Origin of the sequence: Peribacillus sp. NJ11 (assembly GCF_030348405.1) — a bacterium.
GTDB lineage: Bacteria > Bacillota > Bacilli > Bacillales > DSM-1321 > Peribacillus.
Window position 1 is genome coordinate 3,268,186 of the sequence record NZ_JAUCFO010000001.1, and the last position, 12,896, is coordinate 3,281,081.

12 protein-coding genes are annotated in these 12,896 nt (G+C 40.2%); 10 read left to right on the forward strand and 2 right to left on the reverse strand.

What is annotated here, in order from left to right; all coding sequences use genetic code 11:
* The first annotated feature begins 92 nt into the window (after positions 1-92).
* The 8 genes from QUF86_RS16185 (at position 93) to QUF86_RS16220 (ending at position 10,046) form a co-directional block, all read left to right on the forward strand.
* Positions 93-1,067, forward strand: coding sequence for a hydroxyacid dehydrogenase (locus tag QUF86_RS16185; protein ID WP_289334861.1), 975 nt, complete (start codon positions 93-95; stop codon positions 1,065-1,067).
* A gap of 56 nt (positions 1,068-1,123) precedes the next feature.
* The gene (locus QUF86_RS16190) at positions 1,124-1,345 is read left to right on the forward strand and encodes a DUF3311 domain-containing protein (RefSeq protein ID WP_353957664.1); all 222 of its coding nucleotides are present in this window, start codon (positions 1,124-1,126) and stop codon (positions 1,343-1,345) included.
* Positions 1,345-2,841 carry a sodium:solute symporter family protein gene (locus QUF86_RS16195; protein ID WP_289334862.1) on the forward strand — a complete coding sequence of 499 codons (1,497 nt, stop codon included), beginning with the start codon at positions 1,345-1,347 and terminating at the stop codon, positions 2,839-2,841. Before QUF86_RS16190 ends, QUF86_RS16195 begins: the two co-directional genes overlap by 1 nt.
* A gap of 78 nt (positions 2,842-2,919) precedes the next feature.
* Positions 2,920-4,578, forward strand: a complete 1,659-nt coding sequence (locus QUF86_RS16200; RefSeq protein ID WP_289334863.1) for a thiamine pyrophosphate-dependent enzyme — start codon at positions 2,920-2,922, stop codon at positions 4,576-4,578.
* A 74-nt stretch (positions 4,579-4,652) separates the two neighbouring features.
* Complete coding sequence (locus QUF86_RS16205; RefSeq protein ID WP_289334865.1) at positions 4,653-5,828, forward strand: Glu/Leu/Phe/Val family dehydrogenase; 1,176 nt, start codon at positions 4,653-4,655, stop codon at positions 5,826-5,828.
* Between the two features lie 90 nt (positions 5,829-5,918).
* Positions 5,919-7,346: an amino acid permease gene (locus tag QUF86_RS16210; RefSeq protein WP_289315907.1), complete on the forward strand. Its 1,428-nt coding sequence runs from the start codon at positions 5,919-5,921 to the stop codon at positions 7,344-7,346.
* Between the two features lie 143 nt (positions 7,347-7,489).
* Positions 7,490-8,932 carry an aldehyde dehydrogenase family protein gene (locus QUF86_RS16215; RefSeq protein ID WP_289334866.1) on the forward strand — a complete coding sequence of 481 codons (1,443 nt, stop codon included), beginning with the start codon at positions 7,490-7,492 and terminating at the stop codon, positions 8,930-8,932.
* Between the two features lie 79 nt (positions 8,933-9,011).
* Positions 9,012-10,046 carry an aromatic ring-hydroxylating oxygenase subunit alpha gene (locus QUF86_RS16220; protein WP_289334867.1) on the forward strand — a complete coding sequence of 345 codons (1,035 nt, stop codon included), beginning with the start codon at positions 9,012-9,014 and terminating at the stop codon, positions 10,044-10,046.
* Between the two features lie 271 nt (positions 10,047-10,317).
* Here the strand turns inward: QUF86_RS16220 and QUF86_RS16225 are convergent, their stop codons facing one another.
* Positions 10,318-10,764 (reverse strand): DUF5392 family protein, encoded by a 447-nt coding sequence (locus tag QUF86_RS16225; protein ID WP_289315910.1) that lies wholly within the window; start codon positions 10,762-10,764, stop codon positions 10,318-10,320.
* A gap of 592 nt (positions 10,765-11,356) precedes the next feature.
* Here QUF86_RS16225 and QUF86_RS16230 point away from each other — a divergent pair.
* Complete coding sequence (locus QUF86_RS16230; RefSeq protein ID WP_289315911.1) at positions 11,357-11,737, forward strand: hypothetical protein; 381 nt, start codon at positions 11,357-11,359, stop codon at positions 11,735-11,737.
* Positions 11,727-12,203: a hypothetical protein gene (locus tag QUF86_RS16235; protein ID WP_289334869.1), complete on the forward strand. Its 477-nt coding sequence runs from the start codon at positions 11,727-11,729 to the stop codon at positions 12,201-12,203. The genes QUF86_RS16230 and QUF86_RS16235 overlap by 11 nt, the downstream gene beginning before the upstream one ends.
* A 98-nt stretch (positions 12,204-12,301) precedes the next feature.
* Here QUF86_RS16235 and QUF86_RS16240 read toward each other — a convergent pair whose 3' ends face one another.
* Positions 12,302-12,877 (reverse strand): DUF2238 domain-containing protein, encoded by a 576-nt coding sequence (locus tag QUF86_RS16240; RefSeq protein ID WP_289334870.1) that lies wholly within the window; start codon positions 12,875-12,877, stop codon positions 12,302-12,304.
* Positions 12,878-12,896 lie beyond the last annotated feature (19 nt).

Here is a 12,896-nt window from a genome sequence, read left to right on the forward strand (position 1 = left end):
AACTGATGTTTTTTATGTTGGCACAATAATTGTATATATACAATGAAGTAGGAAAGATTTTTCCTTCAAGGTTAACATGAAAGGGTGGTAATGTGAGTCATTTAGTGTATATTCCTCAAGATATAGAGAAAGAGGGGAAAAGTTATTTAGTAGAAAAAGGCTATAAGATTAAAGTAGGATCTGAACTGGCACAAGAAATCCTTATGGAAGAAATCAAGGATTGTGATGCAGTATTAACGAGATCAACGGCTGTAATAAATAAGGAAGTTATTCAAGCAGCTGAAAACCTCAAAGTAATTGCTAAGTATGGAGTTGGGTTGGACAATATCGATATCGAAGCTGCTACAGAACGGGGCATTTATGTAACAAATACGCCAGAGGCAAATGCGAATGCTGTAGCTGAACATGTAATGGCATTTATTTTATCTTTGTCCAAAAACTTGAGTGTGGCTGATAAAGAGTTGCGAAGTGGGAATTTTGCTATCCGCAATCAACTTTTTGGCATGGATTTGGAAGGCAAGACATTAGGGATTATTGGACTAGGGAGAATTGGCAGAATACTGGCAAAAAAAGCTTCAAAAGGCTTCGATATGAAAGTGATTGGCTACGACCCCTATGTTACGGACAGCACTAATTCGGAGTTAGAGATATTAACTGACTTAGAGTGGGTTTTCAGAAACTCTGATGTTATCAGTCTGCATCTGCCGTTAACGAAAACAACTAAAGGAATAATAGGAAGCCGTGAGTTTTCCTGGATGAAACCCTCATCCTATTTTGTAAACGCTTCCAGGGGAGGCGTAGTGAAGGAGAGTGATTTAGTAAATGCTTTGCAAGCGGGCGAAATTGCCGGCGCTGGAATAGATGTATTTGAAGTTGAGCCTCCTGATAAATGGAATCCCCTTTTTAAAATGGATAATGTGATTGTCAGCCCTCATAATGCGGCATTGACGAAAGAAGGTTCGATACGCATGGCTGTACATGCAGCAATGCAAGTGGAACAAGTCCTTACTGGAATGAAACCGAATTGGGCAGTAAATGAGCCCTTAACTAAAGGGGTGCCAAAGTAGTGATACAAGTATAATTATCTGTTTTTTCTGAATGGTTAGAAGTGGATAGGTCGGGTTTGGCATTTGTTGATAAGGATGGTGAACAAATGAAGAAAATAATCTATGTGATAAGTGCGGTACCAGCACTTGGCTCGCTCATTGTTATCAATCGAATTGAACCATATGTTTTAGGAATGCCATTTGTTCTTTTTTGGGCCATATGTTGGGTTTGTCTTACATCGGTGTGCTTGATAATTGCTAATAAACTTGATCCTGCAACCAAGGAGGAAGAAGACTAATGAATGAAGCCTTGCTTGTCATCCTTTTCTTTCTGGTTCTGTGTATTTGGTTAGGGCTTCAAGCTCGAAAAGGTAAAAATATGAGTTTGGAACAATGGGCTATAGGTGGAAGAGGTTTCGGCAGCTTTTTGCTCTTCTTTTTGATTGCAGGTGAAATGTTTACGACATATACGTTTTTGGGAGCCAGCGGCGGCGCTTATAGATCTGGTATGCCTCCAGCCTTATATGCTTTCAATTGCTTCTATTTTGTAATAGCCTATTGGCTGTTGCCGCCAATTTGGAGATATGCCAAAAAAAATAATGTCATATCTCAATCCGATTTTTATGACAAGAAGTACAATAGTCCGGCTTTAGGTGTTCTTGTGGCGGTAATCAGCGTTATTTCAATTATTCCTTATCTGATCATGCAGTTAAAAGGGTTAGGAATTATCGTATCGGAAGCCTCCTATGGGTCCATCTCTCCTAATGTGGCTATAGTTGTAGGTGTAATTGCCATCACAATTTATGTAACTGCCTCAGGGATGCATGGCGTAGCGTGGACGGCGGTTATTAAAGATATTATGATTTTGGCAGTTGTCGTCTTTATGGGGATTTATTTTCCACTTCATTATTACGGTGGTTTGCAGTCGATGTTTGAAGCAATCGATACAGCAAAACATGGATTATTGATATTCCCTGAACAAGGATTGAGTATCTCTTGGTTTATTTCCGCTACGATTATGACAGCACTGGCATTCTATATGTTTCCTCATATGTTAGCGGGAGTGTTTTCTGCAAAAAGTCCAAAATCACTTCGTTGGAATGCTGGGGTTATGCCAATTTATCAAGTAATCATCATTTTTTCGCTTTTTATTGGTTTTTCTGCGATTCTTCAAGTTCCGAATTTACAGGGAGCAGAAGCAGATTTGGCTTTATTTAAAATGGCGAAGATGTCATTCGATCCCTGGTTTGTTGGGGTTATTGGTGCATCTGGGGCGATGGCCGCCCTTATACCTAGTTCACTCGTGTTGACGGCTACGGCCACGATACTTTCAAAAAATGTATATAAGGTGTGGAAACCGAATACATCAGATGACCAACTTCGAAGATTGAGCATGATGTTAGTACCTGTCATTTCTATAGTGACCCTATACTTTACGTTCAATGGCGGGGAGTCGATTTTTACGCTGTATCTTATGGCATATAGCTTCATGGCACAGTTGTTCCCAGCACTATTTTTCAGTTTGTGGAAAAAGAATCCTGTTACCGTTCAAGGAGCTTTTGCCGGAATGATAGCTGGAATTCTAATTGTCATTTACTCGACTACATCAGGTATGACACTTGCCACATTATTTCCATCTCTACCGCAAGCAATACAGGATCTTGATGTGGGGTTAGCTGTATTATTCATCAACATTGCAGTAACTTTGGGAGTAAGTGCTATTACAAGAAATACTTCAATTGAGACGGAAGAAGCTAATAAACCAGTTTCTGGTATCGAAAAACTTGTTAAATGATAGTAAGAATGAGTGCAATATTAATAGAAAGATAAATTAGCAGAACAAATACACGTTCTTGAAAGCGGGAGGCTGAATATGAAAGTCAGTGGAGGAAGAGCAGTCGTAGAAGTAATGGCTAAAGAAGGGGTAAAAAAAGCTTTTTGTGTACCAGGTGAAAGTTATCTTAGTGTAATGGATGCACTATATCAACATCCTGAAATAGAACTTATTTCCGCCAGACATGAAGGAGGTGCCTCTTTTATGGCGGAAGGGTATGCGAAGGCTTCAGGTGAGGTAGGAGTTTGTATGGCAACGCGTGGAGTGGGTGCTACAAACTTAGCTATCGGTATTCATACTGCTGCTCAGGATTCAACCCCTTTGGTTGCGCTTATTGGCCAAGTCGAACGCCCTTTTAAAGAAAAGGAAGCGTTTCAGGAAGTGAATTTGACGGGTTTTTTCAGTCATTTATGTAAATGGACGGTTGAGATTGATCGTGTGGAAAGAATCCCGGAATTATTGCAACGGGCGTTCCATATGGCGCGATCGGGACGTCCGGGTCCTGTATTAGTGGCTTTGCCGCATGACATGTTAGAGGATGAGGCAGAGTTGAACATCTATCCTTCTTATCGCTCGCTTCCTCCCCAACCACATATGGACGATGTGAAGCAGGCGATAGAGACGATACGAAACGCGGAGCGCCCTGTATTGATTGCTGGTGGCGGTGTGATTCATGCTAAGTCTAACAGGCTGCTTGTACAGTTTGCCGAGGCAATGAAACTTCCTGTTGTTACCGCTTTCCGCCGATTCGACGCGTTTCCGAACTCACACCCCTGCTATGCAGGATGGCTGGGGTTTGGGACACCTCAATATTTACTTGATGCAATCCGAGATGCAGATGTAGTTTTGGCGTTAGGGACACGATTCTCTCAAGTAGGAACACAAGATTACACCTTGCTCTCTGAAAATACAAAACTGATCCATGTAGATATTTGTCCCGATATTTTTGGTAAAGTGTATGCTCCTTCCCTTGCCATCGAAGCAGATGCCAAGAGTTTCTTAGAACAAGCACTGCAAGCATCAGGTTCTTCCATTTCAAGCGAAGATAATGTGAAAGAATTGCATGAAAAATATATGACATTTTCTGAACCAAAGGCCGACTACGCAAAAGATTTCGTGGATATGGATGGATTAATGCATGACGTTGCTGTTTGTCTTCCGAAGGACACCATTATTACAAATGATGCCGGCAATTTTTTTGGATGGCTATCCAGATATTATCGTTTTGAACATGAAAACACTTACGTAGGGCCAACTTCGGGAGCGATGGGATATGGACTGCCTGCTGCAATTGGGGCAAAGCTGGCGCAGCCTCAGAAACATGTTGTTTCTTTTTCAGGAGATGGCGGCTTTATGATGACTCTCCAAGAGATTGAAACGGCTGTACGGTATAAAATTCCGACCATATCAATTGTCGTGAACAACAATATTTACGGAACGATTCGTGTACATCAAGAAAGGCACTTTCCAAAACGGGTCGTTGGAACTGAATTGTCCAACCCTAATTTTGCCGAATTGGCCCGCTTGTTTGGAGCGCATGGTGAAAAGGTTGAAAAAAATAGTGATTTTGCGCCAGCGCTGCAAAGGGCGATTGCTTCAGGGCTTCCGGCTGTAATCGAAGTTGCAGTCAATCCAAAGATTCTAACTGTAGGCCAAGACAAGATGGGAGTACACGAAAAACTAGTGTCCAACAATTAGTTGCGGCATCCATGCTTTGGTATGTTTCCATTAGAAATCAGTCGTAGGAATTAATAAAAAGGGAGGGTTCACAAATGTTAAAACCATATTTAGTTGTGGAATGGAATGATACGGAAACAGATGCAAAAGGGTGGCTGATCGTGCATAACTTTGTTAAAGGCTACGCAGGCGGCGGTACAAGAATGCATCCAACGGTTACACGAGAAGAGGTTGAAAGATTAGCTGAGGCGATGGCTTATAAGTATGTAGCCTGTGAGTCTGAGACGACAGGCGGTTGTAAAGCGGGCATTGCCTATGATTATAAAGCGCCAGACGCGTATGCAGTATTAAGAAGATTTCTAATTGCGATGATGCCTTATATAGACATCGGGGTATCTTTAGGCAGTGACTTAGGTACCAAATATGAAGATGTGCTCAAAATATTCAATGAGTTTGGTATGGATATACCTCTTACGAAATCAATGAAGCAGAATCCGAATGTTCTGCAAGGGATAAAAGACTTTGATGAACTTTTGACGACAAAAATTGACGGGTTGTTTTTAAACGATGTCGTAACAGGCTATGGTGTAGCATTTTCGGCAGATGAGGCATGGAAATTTAAGAGCGGAAAAGATGGAGCCAGAGTTGTCATTCAAGGATTCGGCTGTGTAGGAGCAAGTTGTGCATTGAAAATGTCCCAGTTAGGTTATAAAGTTGTAGGAATTTCTGATGCCAACCTTTTGGTAACGTGTGAAGAAGGATTAGATGTCCAAAAGCTTATTGATCGCAAGAATTCATACGGAGAAATGGATAAAGAATTTTTTGAATCGCATTACGATGTAAGGTCAAACACGGATTGGCTTGATATAGATTGCGACATTTTAATTCCGTCCGCACTAGAGGATGTCATCCATAAATCAAATGCTAAAAGCGTAAAAGCAAGCTTAATTGTGGAGGCGGCAAACATTCCCCTTTCTTCCGAGGGAGACGAAATCATAAAACAAAGAGGAATTGATGTTGTCAATGATTTCGTTGCGAACCTTGGGGCGATTAGATTTTATGATGCGGTTATTTTCGGACTAGTAAATCCAAATCCACAAGCTGTAGTTGATGATATCGAAAAACTATGCAGGAAAAATACGTATCACTTGTTTACACAAGCAAAAAACCAAAATAAATATCAAAGAGATGTAGCTTATGAAATATTTAAACCGACAATCAGCGACTTGCTGGAATATGCAGAGCCTTCCGAAGCTTTATCTCCACAATAATGTGTTTTATTTTCAGAATAATGGGAACTCTCTTTAACTTGTGTTAATCAGTGAATGGGGCAGTTTATCGATCAGAAAGGGGGGGGATTCATGGAAACAAAACATGAAAATCAGCCAAAGGAATTACAGCGTTCGATGAAGAGTAGACATTTATTCATGCTCTCCTTAGGTGGGGTAATTGGAACAGGTCTTTTCCTGGGATCAGGATATGCGATCGGTGAAGCTGGACCCGGAGGAGCGATTGTTGCCTATTTGGTCGGTGGTTTATTAATGTACTTGGCGATGATTTGTCTCGGTGAATTATCGGTAGTGATGCCGGTTTCAGGTTCCTTTCAGGTCCATGCAACGAAATTTATCGGACCCGCCACTGGATTTGTCATCGGCTGGATTTACTGGCTGAGCTGGGCTCTTTACGTAGGCTTGGAATTTGTGGCGGCTGGTTTGCTCATGACTAGATGGTTTCCTGATATACCAGTATGGATATGGTGTGTGATATTTACCGTACTTTTGTTCACCATAAATGCTTTAACAACGAGAAGTTTCGCTGAGACAGAGTACTGGTTCTCAGGAATTAAAGTACTTGCCGTTATTCTGTTCATAATTATCGGTGCGGCCGCAATGTTTGGATTGATTCATATGGATGCTCAACCTGCTCCGTTTTTTTCCAATTTTATGGGTGATGGACTATTTCCTACAGGATTCACGGGTGTGTTTATATCAATGATGACGGTCGTATACGCATTCCAGGGATCGGAAATCATGGGGGTTGCAGCAGGAGAGACGGAAAACCCGCAACAAAGCATTCCGAGAGCGATTCGTAACATCGTAATACGTGTGCTGCTTTTCTATGTTCTAGCAATCTTTGTTCTGTCGGCTATCGTTCCGTGGCAAGAAGCTGGGGTGCTGGAAAGCCCATTCGTTACCGTTTTTGAAATGGTAGGCATTCCTTATGCCGCTGACATTATGAATTTCGTGATTTTGACGGCGGTGCTCTCTGTTGGGAATACGGGTCTGTTTGCTTGTACCAGGATCCTTTTCTCCCTTTCTCAAAACGGTATGGCGCATTCCTCATTTGGAAAGCTCAATCGGCGCGGTGTACCCATTAACGCTTTACTCGTCACTCTGTTCTTTGCCCTGCTGTCGTTACTTACTAGTGTAGTAGCGGAAGAAACGTTATTTGTTGTGTTACTTTCTATAAGTGGGGTTGGAGGGGTACTTACTTGGATGGCGATTGCGTTCGCACAGTATAGATTCCGTAAGCAGTATATCAGAGAAGGCGGAAAGGTGGAAAATCTGAAGTATAGAGTACCTTTCTTCCCTTTTGCCCCGATTCTCTGCATCCTTATGTGTCTAGGTATTTTCGTGTTCACTGCATATGATCCGACACAGCGCACTTCGTTGTATTGGGGATTAGGTTTCGTCGCTGCTTGCTATATATTTTACTATTTTAGATATACGAGAAGGAAGGTAGATGTGCCTACCTTATCAAATGAACAGCAAAATGATTTCGTTCAATAGAAATCATTCTTAATACGCCGACAAAAGAAAACGTGCCACATTTCGAGTATGAACGAAATGTGGAAGAATTCATTTTAGAAGATTCTAGTATTAATCAAATCTTTAATCTAGATGTAGAAAAATAGAATGCGGGAGGAAATTGTATGCGTTACTTAAATTATATTAATGGAAAATGGCAAGAACCAACCACAGGGGAGTATAAGGAAAATCTTAGTCCCCATAATGGAGAAATTTTAGGGGAATTTCCATCTAGTGCGGAGGCTGATTTACATGATGCAGTTGCAGCCGCAAAAAATGCATTTCCTGATTGGAAAAGACTGTCGTTTCAGCAACGGGCTTCATACTTGCAGAAAGCAGCTGATATTTTGAAAAAGAATGTGCAGGAAGTAGGTCAGGATTTGATAAAGGAAGAAGGGAAAACATTCTTGGAAGGGATGGGGGAAGCCAACCGTGCCGCTAGCATACTTGAATATTATGCTGCTGAAGCTCGGCAGCCACTTGGGGAAGTAATTCCTTCAGCTAATGCCAATACATTTTTGTACACTACTCGCACTCCGCTCGGTCCGGTGGGATTGATTACACCATGGAACTTTCCTATTGCCATCCCTGTATGGAAATTGGCGCCGGCCCTGATTTACGGGAATACAGTCGTGATTAAACCGGCTGATCTTACACCTAAGTCTGTCTATCATGTGATGAAAGCATTAGATGAAGCCGGTCTTCCAGCTGGTGTCATTAATTGTGTATTCGGAAGAGGTTCCGTCATTGGTGCTGCATTGGTGGAACATCCGGATGTGAAGGCTATATCTTTTACCGGCTCGAATCAAGTAGGTCAGCAAATTCAAAAACAGGCCATTGAACATGGGAAGAAAGTGCAAGTGGAAATGGGAGGGAAAAACCCGCTCGTCGTCCTCGCTGATGCTGATCTTGAAAAAGCAGTTGAAATTGCTGTAGGAGGAGCTTTTAAATCCACGGGGCAAAAATGTACAGCAACTAGTAGGGTGATTGTGGAAGAAGGAATTTACGAAGCTTTCCGTGAACGTCTTGTCGCGCGTACGAAAGAATTAAAAGTGGGCGACCCGCTCAATGAAGAAACTTATATCGGTCCTGCTGTATCTAGATCACAACGCGATGGTGTGCTTGATATGATTGATGCTGGGAAATCAGAAGCGACGCTTTTGTGTGGAGGAGGGATTCCGACAGAAGAGGAATTGGCGAACGGTTTTTATGTCATGCCGGCTATCTTTGAAAATGTTCCTCAACATGCCCGCATTGCACGTGAAGAAATATTTGGGCCAGTCATCGCTCTTTTTAAGGCCGGAAACTATGAGGAAGCAGTTATGATGGCGAATGATACAGAGTATGGATTGAGCGCAGCAATTTGCACGAATAATTTAACGTCAGCTCAACGGTTTATTGAAGATGTCGAAGTGGGTCTTGTACATGTCAATTCGGAAACGGCAGGAACCGAACCGCAAATGCCATTTGGCGGATGTAAAAGTTCAAGTGCAGGCAGCCGTGAACAAGGAAAGAGTGCTGTTGAATTCTATACAGAGATCAAGACAGTCTATATGGATCGGATATAACTGGAAATTGAAAATAGTAAGTATCCAAGCGGTTTTTTGAACTTTAAAAAATTAGCTAAAATCTGGAGGGATTTTCGATATGACTACGAAAAAAGAAAATGTACAGTTTAGCCAAACATTACCTTATTCACGGTATGTTGATCCAGAAGTATTTAATGAAGAAAGAAAAAAGATTTTTAGGAAAAATTGGATATTGGTGGGGCATGCCAGTCAAGTTGAAAAAGTAGGAGACTTCTTGACTTTAGATGTCGCCGGAGAGCCAATTATCGTTACTCACGGTACTGATGGAGAACTGCGTGCTTTCTATAATATTTGTCCTCATCGTGGAATGAAAGTGGAAAACTCTGATAAAGGAAATAAAAAAGTTTTACAATGTGGATACCATGGATGGACATTCAAATTAGATGGAAATGTAAATAGAGCTCCTAATTTTAAAACGAATCAATTGGGAGTACACAGCTGTATGAAATCCATTCGTTTAGAAGTACAGAATGCTATGATTTTTGTCAATCTAGACAAAAATGCACCATCCTTGGCAGAAGCATATCAGGAATTTCTAGAGGAAATGAAAGAGTATCACTTCTTTCATTCTCTAAAACTAGTTAGGGAAACCCGGCGTGTAGTTAAGGCTAATTGGAAAGCTGTTGTTGACAACTACCTTGAATGTGACCATTGTTCCATTGCTCATCCAGGCTTTGCAAAATCTTTTGATCTAGCGAACTTTTGCACAACGACACACGACAAATTCACCTATCAATATATGACAGCAAGCAAGAATTCTGAAGGTGACCAAGCGCGCTTTTATTGGATTTGGCCAAATATGATGATTAACGTTTATCCAGGAGACGGAAATGTGAATACCATTCAAGTAATTCCTGTTGATGCAGAGACGTCGCTAGGTATTTATCGTGATTATTCCCTTAATGAAAAAACAACAATAGAAAAAGAAGAATATTTTAATTTCGTTGATCAAGTACGGCAGGAAGATTTTGAACTTGTGGAAAAATTGCAAAAAGGATTAAGTTCCCAGGCGTTTACAAATGGTATCTTTTCTCCAACTGAACATGCTGCAGTCTACTTTCATGAACTTATTGATAAGAACCTCCATGACTAATTATTGTGCTGCCCAATTGAAATAAACGGCATTAAAGAAACGTTAATAAAGAGAATTTGCAAGATATTTTATTCAACCTTTTTGGTAAGGATCTATCGTAAAGTGGTCTTGCCGGACTAAGTAGAAGTTTAAAAAGCGAAGCAACCAACCAGTGTGAATCGGAAGTCTACCCGAGCATACTGGTTGAGTTGTTTTTTTAATGCGCTAATCGTTTGTTGACTTATTTCAACGACCGATAAAGTTATAAAAATTCACGAACTTTTTTTTATATTTACTCATTGTGTGAGGATTTGTTCTTCCTTTGTTGTTCCTCGGCAAGAAACTCAATAAAAACATTCATGGCAGATAGCGGATGCTCATTTACCCTTTTAAAGTAATTACTTTTTCTGGCATCTGTTAAATAGTTGCTTTTTTTGATTCTCTCCAACATATATTTTTGACTCATTTTTACTATTTCTTTTTGGTTGTGCTTGTTTTCTTTTAATAGGGCAAATCCTACAGCTCCCACCAATGCATAGATTCCAAGTGCGGTTTTCGAGATGGGTAAGGATTCGCTCTTAAATAAAAGGAAAAAAAGGTTAATGATGGAAAAGCCTATCATCACCGTTGAAAAAAATCCGTATTTCAAATTTTTCTTCAACAATGGGGATAATGATGATTGAAGTTGTTCGATTTCGGCTTGCATGAAACCCGGTATTTTATTTATTTTAATATTCATTGTTTCCTCCTTATTACCTCCAAAAAGTATATGCGATTAAAAATCTCAATCTAATGAAACAGGAAAAGGAACCTAATAGTATAATCTTATCTTTTGGAAATGCATTTGTCATTTAATATATATCTTGTAATCCTTTAAGGGAAAAGTAAAAGAGAAGGTGAAGCAATAGGGGCCATGACTAATAGGGGTGCTGCAGTTATTTTCATGAGCTAAACTTATACTTAGCTTTTTCTCATTATTTGAATCCAGTTGAATGTTGGAGCACTTATCTAAGGACAGCCGGCATCATCCATTCCATTGTCCGGGCTCTATTTGGAACTGGCAGTATGTTTAGGGACAAACAAAGATCCTTTGCCATAATATCTAAACAAAGGTATAAATAATGAATGAAATATGGTAAAATAGTCCTCAAATGGAAGCATTGCATTTCGTTTTTTCATTATTAATATTTATGGATGGCCATCTCGCGCCTTTTTTTGTCATAAATACGTGACTATTGTGGTATTTAGTTCATTTAAATCGAGTTTTGGTACAATTCAATATATAATTAGAAAGCGAGATAATAGTTTCAAAGATTAAGGAGGGACATAGAATGATGGAATGGGCTCTAGTCATTTTGTTTGGTGCAGCAGTTTTACTGTTCATTTTATCGTTTATTAAAAAGGATTCTGTAAAAGTGGACAGTCAATTGGAGCAGATTGCTAGCACTTTTGGAGATGAAATGAATGTATTACAGGAAAAAATCAGGAACATCGAGATAGATGCTGAAATTACGGTGCAAGAGGCAGGCATTCTTGCAATGTCTTCCGAAAAGCGGAGCTTGTTGCGTGAAGTACTCGACCTACATAAGCGAGGCTATTCATTCGAAAGCATCGCACTGAAAACAAAACAGACAGAAAATGAGATAGAACACTTGCTTACTCCTTACATTAAAACGAAGAATGAAAGGAGTAAAGTGGCCAATGACATCTAAATCAATGCGCAGCTTTGCCGGAGGCCTTATTGTTGCAGCAGGTTTGTGCGGTGCAGTGTACTTCTTTGTTCCAGGTGAAGCGACCGGTATATCAGAGAAACTATCGGAAGATGATATGAAGGAGTCCCTGGCTTCTGAAGGGTATGTCATACATTCCGAAAAAGAATGGGAAGATCAGATTGCTGAAGCAGAGGCAATTAAAGATAAAGCGGAAGCGGAAGCGGAAAAAGAAACTGTAAAAGAACCAACAGAAAAAATCATATACCGTACAGTTCTGACAGTGTCTAAAGGCTCGACAAGCATCGATGTTGGTAAAACCCTTCAAAAAGCAAAAGTCATTAAGAATGCCTATGGGTTTTCTGATGAGGTTGAAAAGAAAGGCAAGGCCAACGGATTACGTCCTGGAACATACGTGGTGGATAGTGAGATGACGACGGAAAAGATCATATCTATCATATTTAAATGACAAAAAAAAGACCATCCATATGATGGTCTTTTTTTATATGCAGTCAACTTTTTAACGTTAACGATAAGATAAAAGATCTGATTAAACCAAGTTGATTTTCAAGTTTTCTTTACCTTAACCTTTGTCCGAACTCCGGCACACACTGCAATGATAAGACCTCCAACAGTATCCGCGATCAAATCTATCATTGTATCTTTATTTCCCCCGCCTTGTAATGTCATTCCGAAAAATTGATCAGAACCAAATTCGTAGATCTCCCATATAACACCACCAAGTGCTGAGAAAGAAAGGGTAAACAAAAAGACAAACCAAGGAGATATCTCTTTACCTGCATTTCTGTATATTAAACGTTCATATAAAGCAATACCTGTAAAAGCAAGAAGGGATCCGCTTAGTAAATGTAAGAATGTGTCCCACCACCCCAGACCATACCAGCCTAAAATAGATCCTAAATATTGTGAACCGAACAAGAAGACTAAATAGGAAATGATAATTGGCAGATTGAATTGAAGCTTGGTAAATAGGGCCAATAGAAGGGGAATTGCTCCACATGCCACTCCTCCTATCGAAACCAGGGATTTGAATGTTTCATCGGTTGTATAGTAAAAGATAGATAAAGCTGCCATGAAAAGGACATACACTAAACTTAATAAAATAACTAACTTACGATTCATATGATTACCTCAACAAATC